General features: G+C 64.8%; 26 protein-coding genes. 6 read left to right on the plus strand and 20 right to left on the minus strand.

Annotation, left to right across the window (positions count from 1 at the left end):
- Nucleotides 1-137: 137 nt before the first annotated feature.
- From IQ16_RS13635 to IQ16_RS13655, 5 genes are all read right to left on the minus strand, one after another.
- Nucleotides 138-1046: an amino acid ABC transporter substrate-binding protein gene (locus IQ16_RS13635; protein WP_018645609.1), complete on the minus strand. Its 909-nt coding sequence runs from the start codon at nucleotides 1044-1046 to the stop codon at nucleotides 138-140.
- A gap of 142 nt (nucleotides 1047-1188) precedes the next feature.
- Nucleotides 1189-2622 (minus strand): amidohydrolase family protein, encoded by a 1434-nt coding sequence (locus tag IQ16_RS13640; RefSeq protein ID WP_018645608.1) that lies wholly within the window; start codon nucleotides 2620-2622, stop codon nucleotides 1189-1191.
- Nucleotides 2623-2638: 16 nt separating this feature from the next.
- The gene (locus IQ16_RS13645; protein ID WP_018645607.1) at nucleotides 2639-3664 is read right to left on the minus strand and encodes an ABC transporter substrate-binding protein; all 1026 of its coding nucleotides are present in this window, start codon (nucleotides 3662-3664) and stop codon (nucleotides 2639-2641) included.
- Between the two features lie 39 nt (nucleotides 3665-3703).
- A complete protein-coding gene (locus IQ16_RS13650; protein WP_018645606.1) occupies nucleotides 3704-4480 on the minus strand; it encodes an ABC transporter permease in 777 nt (258 codons plus the stop codon).
- Nucleotides 4480-5337, minus strand: coding sequence for an ABC transporter ATP-binding protein (locus IQ16_RS13655; protein ID WP_026312409.1), 858 nt, complete (start codon nucleotides 5335-5337; stop codon nucleotides 4480-4482). Before IQ16_RS13655 ends, IQ16_RS13650 begins: the two co-directional genes overlap by 1 nt.
- 193 nt (nucleotides 5338-5530) lie before the next feature.
- On the opposite strand from IQ16_RS13655, the gene IQ16_RS13660 reads away from it, so the two are divergent.
- Nucleotides 5531-6289 carry a GntR family transcriptional regulator gene (locus IQ16_RS13660; RefSeq protein ID WP_018645604.1) on the plus strand — a complete coding sequence of 253 codons (759 nt, stop codon included), beginning with the start codon at nucleotides 5531-5533 and terminating at the stop codon, nucleotides 6287-6289.
- Here the strand turns inward: IQ16_RS13660 and IQ16_RS13665 are convergent.
- A complete protein-coding gene (locus IQ16_RS13665) occupies nucleotides 6286-6702 on the minus strand; it encodes a nuclear transport factor 2-like protein (protein WP_026312408.1) in 417 nt (138 codons plus the stop codon). The two genes, IQ16_RS13660 and IQ16_RS13665, sit on opposite strands and share 4 nt — an antisense overlap.
- Nucleotides 6703-6850: 148 nt before the next feature.
- Between IQ16_RS13665 and IQ16_RS13670 the strand changes: the two genes are divergently transcribed.
- Both IQ16_RS13670 and IQ16_RS13675 read left to right on the plus strand, forming a co-directional pair.
- Nucleotides 6851-8092: an amidohydrolase family protein gene (locus IQ16_RS13670; RefSeq protein WP_018645602.1), complete on the plus strand. Its 1242-nt coding sequence runs from the start codon at nucleotides 6851-6853 to the stop codon at nucleotides 8090-8092.
- Nucleotides 8093-8287: 195 nt separating this feature from the next.
- Nucleotides 8288-8602 carry a hypothetical protein gene (locus tag IQ16_RS13675; protein ID WP_018645601.1) on the plus strand — a complete coding sequence of 105 codons (315 nt, stop codon included), beginning with the start codon at nucleotides 8288-8290 and terminating at the stop codon, nucleotides 8600-8602.
- Nucleotides 8603-8614: 12 nt separating this feature from the next.
- On the opposite strand, the gene IQ16_RS13680 is transcribed toward IQ16_RS13675, so the two are convergent.
- The 7 genes from IQ16_RS13680 to IQ16_RS13710 all read right to left on the minus strand — a co-directional run bounded on the left by IQ16_RS13680 (nucleotide 8615) and on the right by IQ16_RS13710 (nucleotide 14823).
- Nucleotides 8615-9538 (minus strand): DUF1932 domain-containing protein, encoded by a 924-nt coding sequence (locus IQ16_RS13680; protein WP_018645600.1) that lies wholly within the window; start codon nucleotides 9536-9538, stop codon nucleotides 8615-8617.
- Complete coding sequence (locus tag IQ16_RS13685; RefSeq protein WP_018645599.1) at nucleotides 9538-10407, minus strand: substrate-binding domain-containing protein; 870 nt, start codon at nucleotides 10405-10407, stop codon at nucleotides 9538-9540. The genes IQ16_RS13680 and IQ16_RS13685 overlap by 1 nt, the downstream gene beginning before the upstream one ends.
- A gap of 27 nt (nucleotides 10408-10434) precedes the next feature.
- Nucleotides 10435-11118: a 4-carboxy-4-hydroxy-2-oxoadipate aldolase/oxaloacetate decarboxylase gene (locus tag IQ16_RS13690; RefSeq protein ID WP_018645598.1), complete on the minus strand. Its 684-nt coding sequence runs from the start codon at nucleotides 11116-11118 to the stop codon at nucleotides 10435-10437.
- Nucleotides 11115-11828 carry a PIG-L deacetylase family protein gene (locus IQ16_RS13695; RefSeq protein WP_018645597.1) on the minus strand — a complete coding sequence of 238 codons (714 nt, stop codon included), beginning with the start codon at nucleotides 11826-11828 and terminating at the stop codon, nucleotides 11115-11117. The genes IQ16_RS13690 and IQ16_RS13695 overlap by 4 nt, the downstream gene beginning before the upstream one ends.
- Nucleotides 11829-11896: 68 nt before the next feature.
- Nucleotides 11897-13198 (minus strand): C4-dicarboxylate transporter DctA, encoded by a 1302-nt coding sequence (dctA, locus tag IQ16_RS13700; RefSeq protein WP_018645596.1) that lies wholly within the window; start codon nucleotides 13196-13198, stop codon nucleotides 11897-11899.
- A complete protein-coding gene (locus IQ16_RS13705; protein WP_018645595.1) occupies nucleotides 13195-14082 on the minus strand; it encodes an amidohydrolase family protein in 888 nt (295 codons plus the stop codon). The genes dctA and IQ16_RS13705 overlap by 4 nt, the downstream gene beginning before the upstream one ends.
- 30 nt (nucleotides 14083-14112) lie before the next feature.
- Nucleotides 14113-14823 (minus strand): TetR/AcrR family transcriptional regulator, encoded by a 711-nt coding sequence (locus IQ16_RS13710; RefSeq protein WP_018645594.1) that lies wholly within the window; start codon nucleotides 14821-14823, stop codon nucleotides 14113-14115.
- A gap of 114 nt (nucleotides 14824-14937) precedes the next feature.
- Here IQ16_RS13710 and IQ16_RS13715 point away from each other — a divergent pair, with 114 nt between their 5' ends.
- The gene (locus IQ16_RS13715; protein ID WP_018645593.1) at nucleotides 14938-15915 is read left to right on the plus strand and encodes a tripartite tricarboxylate transporter substrate binding protein; all 978 of its coding nucleotides are present in this window, start codon (nucleotides 14938-14940) and stop codon (nucleotides 15913-15915) included.
- A gap of 10 nt (nucleotides 15916-15925) precedes the next feature.
- Nucleotides 15926-16720, plus strand: a complete 795-nt coding sequence (locus tag IQ16_RS13720) for an ABC transporter substrate-binding protein (protein WP_018645592.1) — start codon at nucleotides 15926-15928, stop codon at nucleotides 16718-16720.
- Between the two features lie 17 nt (nucleotides 16721-16737).
- Here IQ16_RS13720 and IQ16_RS13725 read toward each other — a convergent pair whose 3' ends face one another.
- Complete coding sequence (locus tag IQ16_RS13725; protein ID WP_018645591.1) at nucleotides 16738-17883, minus strand: mechanosensitive ion channel family protein; 1146 nt, start codon at nucleotides 17881-17883, stop codon at nucleotides 16738-16740.
- A gap of 125 nt (nucleotides 17884-18008) precedes the next feature.
- On the opposite strand from IQ16_RS13725, the gene IQ16_RS13730 reads away from it, so the two are divergent.
- Nucleotides 18009-19259 carry a DUF763 domain-containing protein gene (locus IQ16_RS13730; protein WP_018645590.1) on the plus strand — a complete coding sequence of 417 codons (1251 nt, stop codon included), beginning with the start codon at nucleotides 18009-18011 and terminating at the stop codon, nucleotides 19257-19259.
- A gap of 34 nt (nucleotides 19260-19293) precedes the next feature.
- Here IQ16_RS13730 and IQ16_RS13735 read toward each other — a convergent pair whose 3' ends face one another.
- The 6 genes from IQ16_RS13735 to IQ16_RS13755 form a co-directional block, all read right to left on the minus strand.
- A complete protein-coding gene (locus IQ16_RS13735; protein WP_018645589.1) occupies nucleotides 19294-19533 on the minus strand; it encodes a hypothetical protein in 240 nt (79 codons plus the stop codon).
- A 33-nt stretch (nucleotides 19534-19566) separates the two neighbouring features.
- Complete coding sequence (locus IQ16_RS45610; RefSeq protein WP_018645588.1) at nucleotides 19567-19743, minus strand: hypothetical protein; 177 nt, start codon at nucleotides 19741-19743, stop codon at nucleotides 19567-19569.
- Between the two features lie 16 nt (nucleotides 19744-19759).
- The gene (locus IQ16_RS13740) at nucleotides 19760-19960 is read right to left on the minus strand and encodes a hypothetical protein (protein WP_018645587.1); all 201 of its coding nucleotides are present in this window, start codon (nucleotides 19958-19960) and stop codon (nucleotides 19760-19762) included.
- A 15-nt stretch (nucleotides 19961-19975) separates the two neighbouring features.
- Complete coding sequence (locus tag IQ16_RS13745) at nucleotides 19976-20161, minus strand: hypothetical protein (protein ID WP_035667252.1); 186 nt, start codon at nucleotides 20159-20161, stop codon at nucleotides 19976-19978.
- A 142-nt stretch (nucleotides 20162-20303) separates the two neighbouring features.
- The gene (locus tag IQ16_RS13750; protein ID WP_145831522.1) at nucleotides 20304-21575 is read right to left on the minus strand and encodes a cytochrome P450 family protein; all 1272 of its coding nucleotides are present in this window, start codon (nucleotides 21573-21575) and stop codon (nucleotides 20304-20306) included.
- A gap of 81 nt (nucleotides 21576-21656) precedes the next feature.
- The gene (locus tag IQ16_RS13755) at nucleotides 21657-21983 is read right to left on the minus strand and encodes a hypothetical protein (protein WP_018645585.1); all 327 of its coding nucleotides are present in this window, start codon (nucleotides 21981-21983) and stop codon (nucleotides 21657-21659) included.
- Between the last annotated feature and the right edge of the window lie 127 nt (nucleotides 21984-22110).

Raw genomic sequence — 22110 nt, forward strand, 5'->3', positions numbered from 1 at the left:
ATTAGATAGGATGCTATCTAATAATTCGCAATCATGAGCCGATCACGAAATGGCGACCGACTCTCGGCAGCTTCTGGTGGAGTTCCTGAACGCGGGCGTGCCGCCCGAGCGACACGCCGCGCGCGATCGCCCTCGCCTCACTTCACCAGATACACGTCCGGATCGGCGCTCGAGCTCGGGGTCTTGAAAGCGTTACGCAAGGCCGGCGACATCGGGACGTTGTAGTTGATCCCGTTCGGCGGCGTCGGCGATTCCAGCCACTTCCGATAGAGCACCTCGATCTCCGGGCTTGCGTAGAGCTCGGCCGTGGCGCGATCGGCCAGCGTCTTGAACGGCGCGTCCTCCCGCCGCAGCATGATCCCGAAGGGCTCGGCCTTCGCAAAGGTCTCCTCGCTGATCATGAACAGGGCCGGCTCCTTCGAGCGCGCAATGGCGACCGCGAGCTGGACGTCGTCGAGCGCGTAAGCCTGGGCCCGGTCGGTCTCCAGCAGCAGGAAGGCCTCGGCCTGATCCACGGCCGGCATGATCCTGATGCCGAGATTGCGCTCGGTATTGACCTTCGCAAGCTGGTTCAGGTTGACCGATCCGGCCACGGCCGTCACGGCCTTGCCCTTGAGATCGTCGATGGTGCTGATCTTGGCAGCCTTCTTGGCGGCAAACCGCGTCGCGCTGAGGAAGTGCGTATTGGTGAAAGCCACCTGCTTCTGGCGGTCGGCGTTGTTGGTGGTCGCCGAGCAATGCAGGTCGAGCGTGCCGTTGACCATCAGCGGGATGCGGTTCGACGACGTCACCGCGAGAGTCTCGACGGAGATGTCGGGCATGTTGAGCTGCTTCTTCACGGCATCGACGATCCTGAGGCAGATGTCCATGGCAAAGCCGACCGGCTTCTGGTTGCCGTCGAGATAGCTGAACGGGACCGAGGCCTCCTGATAGCCCAGCGTGATCTTCCTGGTCTCCTTCACCTTCTGCAGCGTGCCGGTGAGGTCTTCGGCTGAAGCTGCGCCGGCAAGACATGTCACGGCCAGAAGAATGACGGGAAGACGCATCGGAGGGCTCCTCGAGGGGGTCGTCGACTGGTGTCGAGACGCAATCGCGAAGCTGATAGCGCATCAATGCATCGGGCGCCAGACGAGGCAGGGTTTACCAGCTATCGCCTTTTTATATACATCCCGGTCGAGGACAGCCGCCTCATTGACAGGTCAGCTGCTGCTCGAACCAGCCGCCTAGCCGTTCCGACAGCGGAGGCCACACCCGCTGAAAGCCTTCGAGCTTGCCGACATTGGCGCGGTACATGCCCCGCAACTCCTGCTCGATGGCCGGCAGGTCAACGCCCACACAGACCCCCTCGCGCGCGATCGTCTTGCCGGCGACGACGACCTCCTTCACGAGGGACGCGTTACCTCGTGCGAACAGCAGTGCCATGGGATCGACCGGCATAATCTTGTCGCGATCGAGCCGGTCGAGATCGATCACGACGTAGTCGGCAGGATTGCCGGCGGCGAGTTCGCCGCTCCCGGCGGCGCCCGTTGCGCGACGTCCGTTGCGGATGGCGAGCGAAAACATCTCGGCCGGCGTCCATGTCGCCTTGAAGCCGAGGCCGCCGTGGACCATCTGAACCAGCCGCATCTCGCGCAGGATGTCGTCGTCCTCGTCCAGCGCCAGCCCGTCGACGCCGACAGCGATGGCGCAGCCGCATCTGTGCGCCGCCGCGATCGGGGCGAGGCCCGAGCGCAGGTGCATGTTCGAGCTGAAATTGGTGACGATGCGCGCGCCGGACGCGGCGATCATCTCGAGCTCATCAGGACGGGCATGGATGCAATGCGCGAGCGTCAGCCGTTCGGAGAGGAAGCCGATGTCACGGAGCCAGCGCACCATGTCCGGAAAATGCTGGTCGGCCCAGGCGCGCTGGTACACGGTTTCCAACAGATGCATGTGGACGCGCCGGCCGGTCCGCGCGGAGTTCTCCGCCACCGCTTCCAGCAGCGGCTTCGAGCACCATTGCACGCCGGCGGGCCCGAGCTGCACGTCGACCATCGGGCCGGCGATAGCCGCGGCAATCGCATCGGTCAGCTCGATATACGCCTTCGGCGACATCGGCGCGCGGACGAAGAGATCCTCGATGGTCTTGCGATCGTCGCCGGATAGTCCCGAGAGCACCGGCTCGGCATCACCGTAGACGATCGGATTCTGGTCACGCACGGCCAGCGCAAACGCGATGCGGATACCGACGTCGGATGCAGCCTTCGAAATGGCCTTGGCCTCGTCCACCAAGGGCATCGTCCCGCTCGGACGGGTGTAGTGCACCATCATGGCGGCGCAGCCGGCCCTGGCCGAACGCGCCAATGCGGATGCTGCCGTCAGGTAAGGATTAACAGGCGAGCCCAGCGCGGTCCGCAGGATCCAGCTTTCCAGGGGCATGCCGACCGCACCGAAGGACGACGCGGTGCCGCGGGCATGGTCGTGGGCGTTGACGAAAGCCGGAATGACGAAAGAGCGCGGCCCCCGCCCCGCTCCTTCCGAAATATCGGTGATGACGCCGCCGTCGTGCCGCAGCACGACATTGTCGCTGACGCCGCGGTCAGGGCCACGGAACAGGCTGGTTGCCGAAATTTCCGTGGCCATGACCGTCTCTCCAGATTCAGTTGGCAGTATACACCAGTTCCCGCTCCGCGCGCGGCGGCAGGAATTCGCGCGAGAACACCTCTGCCGGCGTCGGCGCGCGGGCGAGCTGATAGCCCTCGACCACGATGCCGATGGCGCGGGTCATGCGGTCGTCCTTGATGTCGCCGATACCGATCTCCTTCATCTCGGGCGAGACAATGAGCTTGTCGAAGGAATATTGCAGCCGGCGCTTCTCGACGGCGACATCGATCAGATTGTCGTAGTTCAGCGCCGCCTTCATGCCGGCGTTCTGATCCTTGGCCACCGCGATCGCGCCCTTGTTGATGGCGCGCACCAGGCCGGCGACCGCCTTCGGGTTCGTTGCGATCAACTTCTTCGAGACCATCACGCCGTTGGAGTAGAGATCGAGACCATACTCACCGAACGAGAACCATTTGAAATCCTTGTCCGGGTCCTGGCGGTTGAGCACCAGGTTGAAATAGCTGGTGATATTGAAGACCAGCGCAGCATCGATGTCGCCCTTGATCAGCATCGGCTCCTGCAGGTTCGGCGCCATGTTGGAGATCTTGATCTTCTCGCCGTCGAGTCCGTTCTTGCGCGTGAACACCGGCAATAGCCGCGTCGTCGGCGTGCCCTGCGCGCCGCCGAGGGTGTGGCCCTCGAAATCCTTGATGGTGTTGATGCCGCTGGTCTTCTTGGCGACGATCGCGAACGGCGGCTGGTTCCACATCATGTAGACCATGACGGGCGCTTCCTGCGGCTTGGTCGAGGCGTTCTGGATGATGGCGTTGACGTCGCCGAAGCCGGCATCATAGGCGCCGGACATCACGCGCGTGACGGTGGCGCCGGAGCCCTCGCCCTGGTCGATGACGACGTTGAGGCCTTCCTCTTTAAAGAAGCCGTTGTCCTTGGCATAGAAGAACGCGGCGTCGCTGCCTTGCGTCTTCCAGCCCAGCGTGAACTTGATCGTGGTGTCCTCGGCCGTGGCAGCGCCCGCGGACAGGGCCAAGCCCAACAGCGCGGCAGTTACTTTTCTCAACATCGAGACCTCCTCAGCTTCGTTGCGTGACGGTTCAAGATTTCAGGTGGCGATCACGTCGTTCTTGCGCGTCGCCCAGCCGGTGACCTGCCCTTCGATCAGCGAGAACACGACGTAAAGCGCGACGCCGAGGCCGGCGAGCACGAACAGGCCGGCGAACACCAGCGGCACGTTGAAATTGGATGACGCGGTCATCATGACGTTGCCGATGCCGCGGTTGGAGGCAACCGTCTCCGACAGCACGGCGCCGACGAAGGCATAGGAGATCGCAACCTTCAGCGAGGCGAAGAAGAACGGCATGGTCCGGGGCAGACCGACATTCCAGAGGATGTCGAGCTTGCTGGCGCCGAGCGCCTTCAAGACGTCCTCGAGCTCGGGCTCGGTGGTAGCTAAACCCGTGGCGATATTGACGACGATCGGGAAGAAGCAGATCGACAGCGCCGTGAGCACCGCCGGCACCGTGCCGGAGCCGAACCACAGCACGAAGATCGGCACCACCGCGACCTTGGGGATCGAGGAGAAGCCGATCAGCAGCGGGTAGCAGGTGTCGTAAGCGGTCTTCGAGACGCCGATGATCGCGCCGAGCGCGACGCCGAGTGCAACGCCAAGGACGAAGCCGAACATGGTGGTGGCGAGCGTCTGCACGATGTGCGGCCACAGCACCGGGAAGCGCTGGAACAGGGTCACGAACACCTGCGAGGGCCGCGGCAGCACCAGGTCCGACATGCCCGTCGTCAGGCAGAACAGCTCCCAGGCGACGAAGAACAGCACGATGAGTCCCGCCGACCACGCCTTTTGCCTGATATCGATCCCGAACATCAGCCTGCTCCCTGCCCGGCCGCGCTGCGCGCATCCTCGATGAAAGTGCGCAGCTTCTGGTTCAGCGCGACGAAATCCGGCTCGAAGGTCATCGCGACGGTGCGCGGGCGCGCGAACTCGACGCGGCTGTCGTCGAGGATGCGGCCCGGGCGCGCGCTCATCACGCAGATGCGGCTCGCAAGGAAGCCGGCCTCGCGCAGATCGTGGGTGACCAGCAGCACGGTCGGCTTGTGCGTCATCCAGAGGTTCTGGAGGATCGCCCACAGCTCCTCCCGGGTGAACTGGTCGAGCGCGCCGAAGGGCTCATCGAGCAGCAGCATGCGCGGCTCATGGATCAGCGCGCGGCAGAGATTGGCGCGCTGGAGCATGCCGCCTGAGAGCTGCCAGGGATAACGATTGCCGAAACCCTTGAGGCCGACCTGCTCCAGCAGCGCGTTGGCCTTGTCGCGGAATTCGGTCTTGCGCAGCCTGCGGAAGTTGGAACGGAACGGCTCGACGATCTTCAGCGGCAGCATGATATTCCGCTCGATCGTCATCCACGGCAGCATGGTCGGGTTCTGGAAGGCCATGCCGACCCGCATCGCCCGCGCCGCGACCTCACGGCCGCCGACGATGACGACGCCACTGGTCGGCTGCACCAGGCCAGAGACGAGGCGCAAAATGGTCGACTTGCCGCATCCGGACGGGCCGACCAGTGCGACAAACTCGCCGTCGGCGATCCTCAAGCTGGTCTTCGACAGGGCGGGCACGGCGCGGTCGCCCCGTCCAAACGTCACGGACGCCTCGGACAGCTCGATGGCGGTCGCGGCCGCTCCTTCCGGAACGGACTGGCTGCCAAACTGGGTCTTGGGTTGCATGCGCATCACAGCAAAAGTGCATGCAAGCTGAATGCCAGCCCTCACGACTCGCAAAATCAACGGGTTGGCGGAATCCCACGCCCAATGGCCGGATTCGATTTAGGCAATCGTGGCCCCAAACTGCATGCAATTGGAGCGCGGAATTGGCGCGAGCCTGTGCTAAGGAATGGTGTCACCCCTACAGGATTCGCCGATGGCGGCGCGTACGAGCAGCAAGACTTCTGAATCGTCGGACAAGGTCAGCGTGATCTGCCGCGCGCTCCGGCGCGCCATCATCGAGCAGGCGCTCGAGCCCGGCGCCAAGCTGCCGGAGGATGCGCTCGGCGAACGCTTTGGCGTCAGCCGCACCATTGCCCGCCATGCGCTGGGCCAGCTCGCCGCCGAGGGCCTCGTCGAGCTCCGCCGCAACCGGATCGCGGTGGTGGCGACACCGAGCTGGCAGGAGGCGCGCGATGCCTTCGACATCCGCATCGAGCTCGAGCGGCTTGTCGTCCGTCAGCTCGCGGGCAAGCTGACCAAGGCGCAGATCGCCGAGCTGAACGCCCATGTCGATGCCGAAGATCGTGCGCGTGGCGGCACGGATGCGGTCTCGATCCGCCTCGCGACCGAATTCCACATCCTGCTCGCGCACATGACGAACAGCCCAATCCTGGTGCGCTATGTCAGCGAGGTCGCTTATCGCTGCTGCCTGACGCTGTCGCTCTACAGCCGGCCGCACTCCACCGAATGCGCCATCAACGAGCATCGCGCCATCATCTCGGCGCTCGCCAAGGGCGATGAGGCCAAGGTGATGGACTTGATGCATCATCACCTGGATTCCGTGGCCAATCGCGCACTGGTTGCCCCAACTCCGCAGCGCGGCCGTGATCTCCTCGATATTTTGGCGCCCTACGCCGATGAAGTAACGAGCGACCGCGTCGTCAAGCTGCCGAAGGTCGCTAGAAGAGGCTAGGCTTCGATCCCGCGCTGGACGAGGATGCGCTCGGCACTGTCGTTCCAGACGTCCATCTTGACGATCTGCCCGCCCCTCACGACGAAGCGATCGACATAGCGGTTGCCCTCGAACGGGGTGCCGTCCATCCACTCGCCATAGAGCGTGCCGACACTGTAGACGACCGTCTCGTCGGCGCCGGGGCAGACGTCGAACCGGTCCATCTTCTTCTTCACCCAGCGGTAGCGCTTGGCGTTGAATCCGGTCGGCCCGCGCGGATGGTCGAACGCGCGCCCCCCAGTGAACGTGATCACCGTGCCGGGCTTCATGTAGGCCGCGGCAGCGTCGGGATCGGGTATCATCGAGGCCGTCAGGTAAGCCTCGACGATCTCGGCGTCAGTCGTCGGGCGTTCGGCTTTGGCGGGCGCGGACATCATGGGTTCTCCGGGGTCCCGGCATTCTACAATTCAGACCTCAAAGTGCATGCACATTTTTTGAACAATCGGACACCTTGATTGCACACAATCTGGAGCTGCCCCCTCCCTCGGCTTCCGCTAGGCTACCACACCTGAATTCGACGCCATGACCACCGAAGCCGCCTTCGACCTGATCTTCCGCAGCGCGCTGTTGCGCTCATCCGCCGCACCCGTCGACATCGGCGTGAAGGACGGACGTATCGCCGCGATCGCGCCCAGGCTCGCCTGCGAGGCCGCCGAGGTCGATGTCGGCGGCCATTTGGCCCTGCCCGGCTTCGTCGACACCCACATCCATCTCGACAAGGCCTGCCTGCTCGGCCGCTGCGGGCACAACCACGGCAGCGTCTCGGAAGCCATTCGTGCCGTGGCCGGCATGAAGAAGGATTTTACCGTCGAGGACGTCTACGCCCGCGGCGCTCGCGTGCTGGAGCGGGCAATCGTGCACGGCACGACGCGGATGCGCACACACGTCGAGATCGATCCGCGCATTGGCCTCCGCGGCTTCGAGGCGGTGAAGGCGCTCAAGCGTGACCATGCCTGGGCGATCGACCTCGAACTCTGCGTCTTCCCACAGGAAGGCCTGACCAACGATCCCGGCGCCGAGGAGCTACTGATCCAGGCGCTGCGCGACGGCGGCGAGGTCATCGGCGGCTGTCCCTACATGGACACCGATCCGAACGCCCATCTCGCGCGCATCTTCGACCTCGCTGAGGAGTTCGACGTCGACGTCGACCTCCATCTCGATTTCGACCTCGACCCCTCCTGGTGGCACCTCGACGAGGTCTGCCGCCTCACCGAGCGTCGCAGCTACGGCGGACGCGTCGCGATCGGCCATGCCACGAAACTCTCGGCCTTGCCGCCGGAACGGATGAAGGCGGCCACCGCCCAACTGGCGAAGGCCGGCGTCGCCGTCACCGTGCTGCCTGCGACCGATCTCTATCTCATGGGACGCCAGGCCACCCACAATGCGCCGCGCGGGCTGACGCTCGCGCACAAGCTCGCCGGCGACGGCGTGCTGTGCTCGGTCGCGACCAACAACGTGCTCAATCCCTTCACGCCGTTTGGCGACGCCTCGCTGCTGCGGATGGCGAACTTCTATGCCAACGTCGCGCACGCCTCGGTCAGCGACTTCGACACCTGCCTCGATCTCGTCACGGAGCTTCCGGCGCGGCTGATGAACCTCGGTGATTACGGCATCAAGGTCGGCAATCCCGCCGATCTGATCGTGCTCGATACCAGGGACAGCCGATTCGCCATCGCCGAGCTGCCGGACGTCATGATGGGCTTCAAAGCCGGCCGGCAAACCTTTGCACGGCAGCGGGCCACACTGTTCCGCCCAGGCCCGTGAACGGCTCCCAACGCATATCTGCATTGCAACGAGCCGGATTACCGTCCGATGTTACCGCCCACAGTTCCAAAATTCCGAATCCGGTACTCTTCCGGATAGTCGACTCTCTCCGATTCCCGATAGGTGCACGCATTGCAAGTCCCGCGGTGCCGGTCTTGGTGAGACCGCACTGATGTCTGCATTCAATCGGGAAGCATGGACGTGTTCAGCGCATTCAGCAGCATCAACTCTCATTCCGTTCGGTCCGGGACGCCCGCCGAGACCGCCGTCAAACGGCTGAACGGCATCGGCAAAGTCCTGTCAGGCCTCGATATCGCGGCGGTCCGCTCCGAGGACGAGATGGCCCGCATGCTGTGGACGCTCGAGACCGCCGACAAGTGCATTCGCATGATCCTCGCCGAGTTTCGCACTGAGCGCACGACCGAAGTCGTCCGGAGGGCCAAGAACCTGATCGAGTCGATCGACCGCGCACGCGATGAGCTCACGGGCTGTTGCGCAGCGAAATCCTGAACCGGAGCCGCCCTATTTCGCGCGATTGATCTTCGCCAGGATCCGATCCGCTTCGGTACGCCAGTCGGCGCTGCGAGCGAACTCCTTTGTTCCTTTCGTGCCGAACAGGCCTTCGTCGGCGAGATCGGCCACCCAGGCCTGACGCTCGGCCGTGCCCTGCGCCGACCACGGCGTCAGCCCCACCTCGCGTACGGTCTCGGCAACCTCGCGCACCTCCTCGGCCCGGCGGCGGCCGTGCTCGATCACGCGCTGGAAGAAATAGGCGCCCTGCTTCTCCCAATCGATGGCGGGGAATGTCTCGGTGAGTGACGCCAGTACGGCATCCTCGACGCCATAGGCGCGGGCGGTCGTAAAACTCTCGATGACCATGGCCTCGAGGCCCTTGATCATGATGCTGCGGCACATCTTCACCGCCGAGGACACACCTAGTTTGTCGCTGGCAACCTTGGCCGCAAAGCCGATCGCGTTCAGCAGCGGCTCCAGCTCCCTCGCGCCGGGCCCGCCGAGCAGCAGCGGCACCTTGATGCGATACGGCGGCACCGAGGTCATCACCGCTCCCTCGACATAGCGCCCGGCCGCGCCGTCGATCAGTGCCGCGGCGCGCTCCTTGGCGCCGGGAGAGGCCGAGTTGAAATCGAGGAACCAGGTGCCCTGGTTGAGCGCGGCCGCGCAGGCCTTTGCCACCGGCACGGCCTGGCTCGCTGTGACGGCGGAGATGATGAAGTCGGATTTCGCGGTCAGCTCGGCATGGGACGCTGCGAGCGTCACGCCGAATTTCGCCGCATGCTCCCTTAGCGGCGCGCCCTGCTCGCCGCCGAGCTTGATGTCATAGGCTGAGACCTTGATGTCCTGCTGGCGCAGATCCTCGGCCAGAATCCTGCCGACCTCGCCATAGCCGACCAGCCCGATCTGCCAGCGCCTGGGATCACCCGCCATCAATTCAGTCCTCGTGTCGTCGCGTCGAACAACTCCTCGACCGCATAGCGGCGCGGGATCAGCGCCTGCTGGAATGCGTAGTCGATGATCAGCTCGAGCGGTTTCCTGTTGGCCTCGATCCCGAACGGAACGAGGTCGGGCGTTGCCACAGGTCCCGCCTGCTCCTTGTTCCGCTTGAGCAGATCATAGACGCCCGCGACCACGTCAGGGCGGGATTTTGCGAGCTGCTCCGTCACGACCACGAGATGGTTGACCGGCACCACGCCGCGACGGGCGTACCACTTGGCGGCCTCCGCGGCCGGATCGGGGAAGAGCGGCTTCAGTTTCGGATCGTTCGAGGTCTCGCCAAGGACGGCATCGAGCTCGCCGTCGAGCAGCATCTGCAACACCTTCTTGTCCTTCGGCGCGCGCTCGGTGGTGTCGACATATTCGGCGACATGCGGATCCTCGAACGTGACCCATTTGATCTTGTCGAGATCGACGCCGTAGTCGTTGGCGAGGATGCCCCTGATCCAGGCCCCCGTCGTGGTCGTGAAGGAGCGGATGCCGACGCGCTTGCCTTCGAGATCGGACGGCCCCAGCGTTCCCTGGCCGGGATTGTACAGCGCATAGGAATGCTGGAAGCGGCCCATCATGGTCGCGGGCAGCAGCACCAGCGGCTTGCTGTGGGCTTTCGCCATCAGGTAGGTGACGATCGCCATCTCGCAGACGTCAAACGCCTGCTCGTGCACCATCGGCTTGAATGCCGTGTTGGTCGGCGTGTACTCGATGAAGTCGAGATCGAAGAGGTCGGAGCGGAGCGCGCCGCTCTTCACCGCCTGCACATGGGCGTGACTGCCGAGCACGGCTTTCAGCTTGAGACGATCCATGCGCCCGCTCCGCTTCCCTTGTTCCGCTCAGACGTCCTCGGGATTGTCGACATAGACGAGACCGGCCTTCGCCAAGGCCTCGCGCATGCTGTACATGTCGAGGCCCAATTCGCCCGACGCCAGCCGCTTGCGCTTGCCGCCTTCGTCGGCGTTGCGCTTCTTGGCCTTCTCGGCCACCTCGGCAGCATAACGCTTCGGCACCACGACGACGCCGTCGTCATCGGCAACGATGATATCGCCGGGATCGACGTTGACGCCGGCACAGACCACGGGAACGTTGACCGAGCCGAGCGTGGCCTTCACGGTGCCCTTGGCCGAGACCGCGCGCGACCACACCGGAAAGTTCATCTCGTGCAGCGCTTTGACGTCGCGGCAGCCGGCATCGATGATCAGCCCCTGCACACCGCGCGCTTGGAGCGAGGTGGCGAGCAGCTCGCCGAACATGCCGTCGGTATTGTCGGTGGTGCAGCCGACGACGAGGATGTCGCCTTTTTTGCACTGCTCGACCGCAACATGGATCATCCAGTTGTCGCCGGGCTGCGCCAGCACGGTGACCGCGGGACCGGCGATCGAGGCCCCCGCCCAGACGGGACGCAAGTAAGGCTTCATCAGGCCAAGGCGGCCATAGGCCTCGTGCACGGTGGAGACGCCGTACTCGGCCATGCCGGCAGGATCGGCTCGCTCAATGTTGCGAACGACGACGGGCTTCATGCCAATTCCTCCGCAACCGTCGGGAACAGGCGCTGATAGGCCTCGCCATAGGTCATGGGAATGCCGGTGTTGCGGCTGCCCTGGATGCCGCGGTTGAGCGCGACGCGCTCGTAATAGCCCCACAGGTGCTTCTGTGCGGCCAGGATCTGGAACGCCTCGTACTTCTCCTTCCAGACCTCGTCGATCTTGAGCAGCAGGTCCGGCTTGTAGTTGCACTGCTCGGGCTGATGCGGCTCGAACAGGAACACGGGCGGAGCCGAATATTTGTACTGCGCGCCGGGCTTATGGCCCATCGCCTGCGCGACCACGCGGGTCTCCTGGGCGAAATGCGCCGCGTTGGGATGGTCGAAATTGTAGGGGTCTTCCAGTGCGTGCGTCAGCACGAAGCTCGGATTGAGCTCGCGATAGATGTCGACCATGCGGTCGAAATGCGCCTCGGTGAGTTTGAGCGGATAATCGCCGCAGTCGAAGAACTCGATCTCGGCACCTAACAGTTTTGCCGCCCGCTCCGCCTCGTCCTTGCGGCCGGCCTTGACCGATTCCAGCGTCGCGCCCTTTTCCTTCCAGGCAAACTGGCTCTCGCCGCGCTCGCCGAAGGACATGCACACGATCTTCATGCGATAGCCCTTCTTCGCATGCAGCGCGATGGCGCCGCCGGCGCGCCAGACGAAATCGCCGGGATGGGCGGTGACGACGAGACCTGTTTTCATGGGAGAACTCCCCTCTTTCGTTCGTAAGCATCATAGGCCGCCCGCGTCACGCCGGCAGCAGGTTCATTTCAAGCGACAGCGACCGCGGAGTCCTCGCCGTCGAGCACGCGCTGCAGCCGCTCACCGTCGAGCGCGCCTTCCCATTTGGCAATCGCGATGGTCGCGACCGCGTTTCCGATCAGGTTGGTCGGCGTCAGACCCTGCGACATCAGGCGGTGGATGCCGAGCACCAGCGCGACGCTCGTCACCGGAATGGTGCCGGTCGCCGACAGCGTCGCCGCCAGCACGACGAAGGCCGCGCCTGCGATTCCCGCCGCGCCCTTGGAGGTCACGAGCAGGATCAGCAGCAATTCGATCTGCTCGGCGAGCCCGAACGGCGTGTTGGTCGCCTGCGCCAGGAACACCGAGGCCGCGGCGAGGTACAGGCAAGTGCCGTCGAGATTGAAGGAATAGCCGGTCGGGATCACCAGCCCGACCACGCTCTTCTCGCAGCCCGCCTTCTCCAGCTTGGTCAGCATCCGCGGCAGCACCGTCTCCGACGAGGTCGTGGCGATGCAGATCAGCAACTCTTCCCAGATGTAACGGATCAGCTTGAGCAGCGAGAAGCCACAGAGCCGCGCGACGGGACCGAGCGCAATGACGATGAAGACCAGGCAGGTCAGATAGAACCCACCGAGCAGCTTGCCGAGCGAGGCCAGCGAGCCGACGCCGAACTTGCCGACCGTGAACGCAATCGCACCGAACGCGCCGATCGGCGCCGCCCACATCACGAAGCCGACGACGGCGAACACCATCTTGGCGGCGATGTCGATCAGATGGACCAGCGGCGCGGCCCTCTCGCCGAGTTGCACCAGCGCGAAGCCGCACAACACGGAGATGAAGAGCACCTGGAGGATGTTTCCTTCCGCAAAGGCACCGACGAACGTCGCCGGCACGATGTTCATCAGGAACGGCACGAAGCCGATCGCGCCGGTCTGCTTGACATAAGGCTCGATCGCGCTGGCATTGATGCTGGCGGGATCGATGTTCATGCCGACGCCGGGCCGGAGCAAATTCACCGCGACGAGACCGATGATCAGCGCGATCGTGGTCATGATCTCGAAATAGATGATCGCCTTCACCGCGACGCGCCCGACCCGCGCCATGTCGGCCATGTGCGCGATGCCGTGCGCGACGGTGCAGAAGATGATCGGCGCGATCAGCATCCGGATCGCCTTGATGAAGGCGTCCCCGAGCGGCTGCATCTTGGCGCCCGCCTCGGGGCTCACGATCCCAAGCGCGATGCCGGCCGCCATGGCGATGAGCACCTGGATCCAGAGCTCCTTCCACCAGGCCCGGCCGCGCGGCTTGTCGATCGCGATTGCCGTCATCGATCGAACTCGAACAGACGCGCCGGATTGTCGACGAGGATTTTTTGCTGGAACTCCGGCTCCGGCGCGAACAGCGGGATCAGATCGACGAGGTCGCCGTCATTGGGCATCACCTTGACGTTGGGATGCGGCCAGTCGGTGCCCCAGATGACGCGGTCGGGCGCAGTCTCGACGATCTTGCGCGCGAACGGCACGGCATCGGTAAAGGGGGGACGACCGGCCGAGGACACCCGCTCCGAACCGCAGATCTTGACCCAGCACTTCTCGTCGCGCTGCATCAGCTCGATCAGGATCTTGAACGGAAGCTGATCGAGACCCTCGGACGCCTTCACTCGGCCCATATGGTCGATGGTGTAACTCAGCGGCAGCCTGGTCAGCATGTCGGCATATTCAGGCAGGTCGATCGCATCGAAATGCAGGTCGATGTGCCAGCCGAGCGGCGTGACCATCGCGACGATGCGGTCGAACACGCGTTTGTCGGGCACGCCGCCGAGATGGCGGACGAAGTTGAAGCGGCAGCCGCGAAAACCGCCCTCGTGCAGCACGCGCAGTGCGCGCTCGGTGATGGAGTCGTCGATATTGGCGACCGCACGGTAGGCGCCATTGCTCTCGGCGATCGCGTCGAGCGCCACCGTGTTGTCGGTGCCGTGCACGCTGGCATTGACGATGACCGCGCGCTCCACCCCGAGCTTGGCGTGCAGCGCCCTGAAATCCTCCAGCGGCGCGTCGGGCGGCGTGTAGGAGCGATCGGGCGCGTAAGGGTATTTCGCGCCGGGCCCGAAGATGTGGCAATGCGCATCGCAGGACAGCTTTGGCAGCTTGAACTTCGGCGTGCGCGTATCAGGATCGGGCGGCGGAATGGTCGGCGTGTACATCATGGCCATCACTTGAATCGCCGAGCGAGACGGTTTCCTTCAAGTCTTGCTACTGACGACCGGTCGCCGTCGTGCCGGCGCGGCCTGGTCGAGCGCAGGCGCCTGGAACGCGGCGACGGTGGCCTGCACCAATTGCTCGATGGCGCCTGCGGCATCGCTGCCATCGGCCTCGCCGCGCGACAGGCGCGAGACGCGGTCCGGCGTCACCAGCGAGTAATAGAGCGCGCCGAGCAGGAAATGGCTGCGCCAGACGATGTCGGTGCGCGGAATGTGCGGCAGGCTCTCGTGGATCGCGTCGATGAAGGCGTGGCTGGTGTCATCGAAGGTCTGCGCGATGATTTTTCGCGCAACCTCGTTGCCCTCAGCCGACATCACCGCACGCAGCCGCGTGAAGCGCGCCCCGCCACCGGCGAGATCGCTGCCCGAGGTGAAGGCCGGCACCACATAGGCACGCACGATCGCCTCCAGCCGGTCCTGCAGATCGCGCACGCGCTTTGCGGCGGCGAGCAGCTCGGAGCGGCGCAAATTCATCGGCCCGCAATGACGCCGGTAGATCTCCAGCAGCAGGCCGTCCTTGGTCTTGAAATGATAGGTCACGCTGCCGGGATTGGCGCCGGCGGCCTGCGCGATGTCGCGCACCGAGACCGCATTGAAGCCGTTGGTGGCGAACAGCTCCTCGGCTGCGGCGAGGATCGCCTCGCGCATGTTCGGCTTGCGGGCCGTTTCCTTGCTGGTGGGCTTGCGTACCATGTGATTTGTACTATCGTACAAAAAATCAGGTCTCGTCAACAAGAACCATGGGCATCGTCCGGAGCGGCTCGGAGACCGCCGTCAGGGACGAAACGCCCGCAAGGAGTGCTGGGAATGCTGGGTTTGAACACAATGATCGGCCGGCTCGCGGTCGGTGCAGGCATGCTGCTCGCAGCGAGTGCCGCGCAGGCCGACAATTATCCGAGCAAGCCGGTCCACATCCTGGTGCCCTATGCGGCCGGCGGCGCGGTCGACGTGCTCGCGCGTACGCTGGGCCAGGCACTGGCCAAGACCTGGGGTCAGCAGCCGGTGATCGACAACCGTCCCGGCGCCGGCGGCATCGTGGCGTCGCAGACGCTGGCGCAGGCCGCACCCGACGGCTACACGCTGATCCTGGTCGCCAGCGGCCATCCGCTGAACCAGTTCATCTATCCAAGCGTGCCCTACGATACGTTCAAGGACTTCACCGCGATCACCGAGGTCGCCTCCTCCCCGCTCGCGATCGTGGTGGCCAAGGACAGCCCCTACAAGACGCTCGGCGATCTCCTCGCCGCCGCCAAGAAGGATCCGGACAAGCTCTCCTACGGCATGTCCGGCAACGGCACGTCGGCGCATCTCGCCGGCGAGCTGCTCAAACACATGTCCGGCACCAAGATCGTCGCGATCCCCTACAAGGGCGGCGCACCGGCGCTGACGGCCGTGATCGCCGGCGAGATCCCGCTCAGCATCAATCCGCTCGCGGAAGCCATCGGCCAGCTCGAAGGCGGCCCGGTGCGCGCGCTCGCGGTGACCTCGGCCGAACGCTCCAAGGCGCTGCCGGATGTTCCGACCATCGCCGAGGCCGGCGTGCCCGGCTACGACGTCTCGGTCTGGTGGGGCCTGCTGGGTCCGGCCAAGATGCCGCCGGAGATCGTCGCCAAGCTCGAGACCGACCTCAAGGCCGCGCTGCAAGACCCCAGCGTGCTGTCGACGCTCGCCAAGATCGGCGCAGCCCCCGTCGGCTCCTCCGCCAAGGATTTTGACGCCTACATGCATGCCGAGGCGACCAAATGGGAGCCGGTGCTGAAGGCCGCCAACATCCGCGCGCAGTGAGGCTCTTCCCATGAGGACCTCTCTTGGGCATCTTGCGCGTGCCGCCCTGCTCGCAGTTGCAGTCATCAGCCTGCACGGCGCACCCGTGCGCGCCGACGGCGAAGCAAAGCTGCTGGCGCCGAGCGGGACCTTGCGCGTCGGCATCTATCCGGGCAGCCCGACCTCGATGGTCACAGATGCGACCGGCAAGCCGCACGGCCTCGCCTACGATCTCGGCGGCGAGCTGGCAAAACGGCTCGGCGTCGGAATCGACTATGTCAGGTTTCAGCGCGTCGCCGACATCGTCACCGCGATCCATGACGGCCAGGTCGACTTCACCGTGACCAACGCCACGCCGGCGCGCGCGAACGAGGTCAGCTTCAGCCAGCCGGTGCTTTCGATCGAGCTCGGTTATCTCGTGCCGGCGAATTCGCCGATCGGCAAGATCGAGGATATCGACAGACCGGGTGTGAAGATCGGCGTCACCAAGGGCTCCACCTCCGAGCGCGTCCTGCCGGCGAAATTCAGGACGGCAACCATCGTTCCCGCCGAAAGCGTCAAGGTCGCCATTGCCATGTTCGGCCGCGGCGAGATCGACCTCTACGCCACCAACAAGCCGACGCTGTTCGAAATGTCCGACCAGATGCCGGGCGCCAAGATCCTCGACGGCAATTGGGGGCTGGAGCACATGGCGATCGCGATCCCCCGGGGGCGAGAGGACGCGCTTCCCCTGCTCAACCGCTTCGTGGCCGAAGAGCGATCATCCGGTGCGCTGGAGACGATCCAGCAGCAGGCGGGCCTGCGCGGCGCGACCAAGACGAAATAAGGGAAGCACCGCACCGGTCAATTGTGGGCACTCGCCCGCATCCGCTCCGGCGCGGCGGGGCGCTGGAGCAGTTCGATGTCATCGCCCCCTCCCTGCGGGATCAGGATCGCGCGCTCGCGCGGCAGCGCTTCCGGCATCTCGTCGCGGATGAAGGCGATCAGCTTCTCTCGCATCTCGCAGCGCAGGTCCCAGGACTGCGGCGCATTCCGCGCGCTGACCAGCGCGCGCAGTTCGATGGTGCGCGAATCCGCGTCGATCACCTGGAGATTGACGACGGCGCCGTCCCAAAGCTTGGACTCCTTCACCGCCCCCTCCAGCCAGCGCCGGATGCGCGGCACATCGGCGCGATAATCGACATGCAGCGCGATGACGCCGATCAGGGAGGCGGTGTCGCGGGTCCAGTTCTGGAACGGCTTCTCGATGAAGTAGGACAGCGGCACCACCATGCGTCGCCAGTCCCAGAGCCGGATCACCACATAGGTCGAGGCGATATCCTCGACCCAGCCCCACTCGTTCTCGATGATCACGGCATCCTCGATCCGGATCGGCTGGGTGATCGCGATCTGCAAGCCAGCGATGAGATTGCTGAGCAGCGGACGGGCGGCAAGACCGACGATGATACCGGCAGCGCCCGCGGAGGCGAACAGGCTGACGCCGTATTGCCTCACCGAATCGAATGTCATCAATGCGGTCGAGACCGTGATGATGACGATGATGGTATCGGTGACGCGCTTGAACACGCGGACCTGCGTGACATGCTTGCGCGCGACGAAATTCTCGGTGACGTCGCGAAAATTCTGCAAATAGCGCGCCGCGCTCATGTCCACGACGCGGATCGAGATCCAGCCGATCAGCGCGATGAAGGCGACGACGAACAGGCGCGTGAGCGGCACACGGATGGTGTCGTCGAGCGGTGCGAGCGGCAGGACCAGCGCGACGGCGGCAAGACACAGCGCCAGCTGGGCCGGACCGGACGTGCGCTCGATGAACACGCTCAGAAGCGGAAGCCGGGTCCCGAAGGCGCGATTCAGCAGCCAGACGGCAAATCGATAAAACGACAGGGCGAGCAGCATCGCCCCCGCGACCAGGCCGAGACCGATGAACCATGATGGTATCCACCCGAACATCTTGTCGATGTCGGCCATGAGGGCCTGCCAATTCATTGCTGTCCCCGTCTTGCATTCGCGTCAGCGCTCAACGCCTCCCGGCCGGCTTCGCTCCCCCGCCTCGTGCAACGCAGCATTCCGCTGGTGCAACTGTCGCCGACCTGCGCTAGTTTGTGGTTCGCATGACCAGACGAACCGGCAGCGCCGATCTTCCTCTCCACACCGGACGGGTTCCGCCGTGGCTCGCGAGCCGCATGGCAACGCTCGGCGCGATCGTCACGCAGGCGGTCGTGCATCATTACGGGCGCGATGCATTCCTGCAGCGGCTGTCGCATCCGTTCTGGTTCCAGTCGTTCGGCGCCGTGATGGGGATGGATTGGCACTCCTCGGGAATCACCACTTCGGTGATCGGCGCGCTGAAGCGCGGTCTCGGCCCGCTCCAGGACGAGCTCGGCATCTATGTGTGCGGCGGCCGCGGCCAGCATTCGCGCAAGACGCCGGACGAGCTGCTGCAGCTCGGCAATCGCGTCGGATTCGACGGCGCAAAGCTGACGCGCGCCAGCCGCCTGGTGGCCAAGGTCGACAGCGCCGCGGTGCAGGACGGATTCGATCTCTATCTCCACGGCTTCTTCGTCACCAATGAGGGCAAGTGGACGGTGGTGCAGCAGGGCATGAACGGCGACAAGCGCCAGGCCCGCCGCTATCACTGGCATTCCGAGGCGCTGAAGAGCTTTGTCGATGCGCCCCACAGCGCGATCGACGGTCCCGCCCAAGGCGAGATCGTCAATCTCACCGATCACCGCGCCGACGTCTCGCGCACCGCGCAGCTCGAGCTGCTCTCCGCTCTCGGCCCCGATCGCATCCTGACGGAATTCGAGCGGCTCACCAACACGACGCCCGAGCCGGCGCAAGCCATGCTGCCGCATCTGACCATGCCTGATCATCACGATGTCAGGCCCAAGGACGTGTTCGCCCGCCGCCTGCACGGCACGCTGGCTGCGGCGGCCGAGCGCGGCCCGGTGGATTTCCCGGAGTTGCTGCTGACGCCCGGCGTCGGCGCGCGCACGGTGCGCTCGCTGGCGATGGTGGCCGAGGTCGTGCATGGCGCGCCCTACCGCTTCACGGACCCGGCGCGCTTCTCGCTCGCCCATGGCGGCAAGGACCGGCATCCCTACCCCGTCCCGATCAAGGTCTATGACGAGACAATCCGCGTGCTGAAAGGCGCGATCCAGAGCGCAAAACTCGGGCGCGAGGAAGAGATGCAGGCGCTCAGGCGGCTCGACGACCAGGCGCGGCGGCTGGAGCGGACCGCGCGTGGACCGTCGGTCGAGTCGTTCATCGCGGGTGAACGCGCCGCCTCGCCCGATCTCGACGGTCGCTCCGTGTTCGGCTGGGAGCGCGAGCTTGCGACCACGAAAAAGCGGACCGGCTGAACACCGGTCCGCGAGTTGGTCGAAAGGACTCCTCTCAGTCGTCCGTCCCCGGCTCCTGATCGAGCCGGTTGGCTGCGTGATCCTGATACTGTTCGGTCTGGATGGACTTGCCGTCCATGCCGCGAATGTCCGAATGCTGCTTCTTGTCGCGGTTCGACAGCACCATGTTGTCGCCGATCTTGTCCTTGGGTACGTCGGTTAATCCGCCGGTGCCGTCGCCCTTACCGTGCATCCCGGACCTGAAATGCGTCTTGCTGCCATGCCCACTTGGCATCGCTCTCTCCTCTTGCAGTGATCTTGCGAAGGCTCAGTGCTTCTGTTGCGCCGGCGTCGGTTTCGGCGGCTTGTGGCCGCTCTGGCCGGGATTGTTGTGCTTGTTGTGGTCGCTCTCTGCCAGGGCCTGATCCAGCTCTCGCCCGTCGGGGAGATCAGGCTTGCGCTCGAGAATGCGGACCTGCTGCTCATGGGTCTTTTTGCCTTGCATGCTGGCTCTCCCGTCTTTACCTGCCTCCCCCCTTGCCGGCCTCATCGTGCGTGTGATGGGAGTCGCGCTCGCCTCCACCACCCGAGACGCGGCTGTGGCTTCGCTGCGGATCGTCGGCAGGCGGTTTCTTGATCTCCAGCGGCGCCTTTGCGTTCTCGTGCGATGCGCCGGGGCCGCCCTGCCGGATGCTGTTCGGTGTCTTGGTGGATGTCGACATGAAGCGTCGTCCTCCTCAGCGGTCCTGCTGATAACCTTGATTGGTCGTGTTCTGCTTGATGTTGCCCTGGTCTCCCTGCTGGTCCGGATTTTCCGTACGCTGTTGTCCGCGCGGCGTCTGCTTGGCTGACGTTTGCTTGCTGTCGCCAGTTCCCTTCGGGCTCTGATTGTCGGGCGGAACAGGTGGCATTCTGGTGCTCATGATCCAGACTCCTCAAGAGATGTGGAATCCTTGCGGCACGGAACCTGTTCGTCGCGTGCCGAGGTCCTGGTGACAACAGCGACCGCCGAACACCGTTCCTGACTGATCACAGCTGCGACGATTTTCCGAAGCGCAGGAAACGTCAGTCCGCCTGTGCGAGGGAACGATCAACCATGATTCGCGCGGACGCCGCGACATCTGTTCCCCTGGCCTCTGCCGTAACGGGAAGCTTCGCGATCGCGCGCAGGCCCGGGCGCCTGCGCCAGCGGACCTGCGCGGGATCGACGGCCAGACCAAGCTTCGGCCATCGTTCCAACAGCGCCTCCAGCGCGCACGCCGCCTCGATCCGCGCAAGCTGATGGCCAAGACAAAAATGAATTCCCGTCCCGAACGACATGTGGCGGTTCGGCTTGCGCGCAAGGTCGAGCCGTTCCGGCTGGTCGTGCACCGCCGGATCCATGTTCGCGGCGGCGAGCATGACCATGACGCGATCACCCTTCTTCAATCGCACGCCCGCGAGCTCGGTATCCCGCCGCACATAGCGCGGCTTGGAGAATTGCACCGGCGAGACGAAGCGCAGGAACTCCTCGACGGCGAGCGCGATGCGGCCAGAGTCTTGCTCCAGCCAGTCGCGCAAGGCCGGATCCTTAAGAAGTTCATAGACCGAACCGCTGATGAGATGCGTCGTGGTCTCCGAGCCCGCAGCCAGCAGGAGGAACACCATCGACACCATCTCGTCCGGCGTGATCTGCCCGCCCTCGCGCTCGACCTGGATCAGCTCGGCGATCAGGCCCTCGCCGCCCCGCACGCGCGCGATCTGCAACTGTTCCGCGAGATAACGCCGCATCTTGCGGAATGCGAACAGCAACCGAAAGAAACTGAGGGCATTCGTGAGAGACGACATTGAATTCGCCCAGGCGATGAACCTCGGACGGTCCGCGGTCGGCAGGCCCAATAGTTCGCAGATGACCGACAGCGGCAGCAGCCGGGCATAGCGCTGCACGAGATCGGCGGGACTGCCGCCAGCAAACAGATCGTCGGCGAGCCCGTCCGCAATGGCGCGAATGCGCGGCTCCATCGCCACGATGGCACGCCGACGGAAGGCCTCGTCCACGATGCTGCGCAGCCGCGTATGGTCCGGCTCGTCCATCGTCAGCATGTTGTTGGCGATGGTCTTCACATATTTCGGCATCCACCAGCGCAGACCTGCGACGTCGCCGTCTTCCTTGCGCAGCGTGAAGGTCGCGCCGTCCTTCAGGACCTCTGCCGTGGCGTCATGCGTGGTGGTGATCCAGACCTCGCCGACCAGCGGAAAGCGCGTCGCGACCACCGGGCCGGAGGCGCGCAGCGTCGCGATCGCCTTGGGCGGATCGCGGAAGAAGGCCTCGCTGGTGAAATCGAGGCGCGGTGTCATGGCATCACCATAGTGGTTGGCGCCTCAACCAGATGGTGTGCGCGCGGCGGCGCGCAAGGGCCCGAACCGGCGGAAGAGAGCCTATCCGCGCCCGGGCGAACGCTGGCCGGTCTTGCGTTGCTGCTGGTTGGTATAGGAGTCCCAATGGCTCCAGCTGCCGTTGCTGAGGCTTTGCAGGTCGGTGCCAAGCGGACGGCGCGTGCGCTTGTCGTGGTCGGCGATGACGCGCTCGGACTGCGCGATCTTGCGCTTCAGTTCCGCGATCGTCTTCTGGGTCTGGCCGTCCCGCTTCGACGAGGCGATCTCACCCATCGTGAAGCGCGCAGTCTCCAGCGCCTTCAACTCGGCGCGATTCTTCTTCAACTGAACCCGGTGCCAGGCGATGTTGCTGTCGCTGTCCGCAACCATGTGGGAACTCCGCTGATTCGGTCCCACATAGTATCGTGCGCCGAATCGGCGCCGCAACGCCCCGGCGGTGGCGAAAATACGATCTTCTCGCGCAGAAATTCTGTGCCTGGAGCCCCGGAACGGGGTT

It is taken from the genome of Bradyrhizobium huanghuaihaiense, assembly GCF_007830635.1.
GTDB classification, from domain to species: Bacteria; Pseudomonadota; Alphaproteobacteria; order Rhizobiales; family Xanthobacteraceae; genus Bradyrhizobium; species Bradyrhizobium huanghuaihaiense.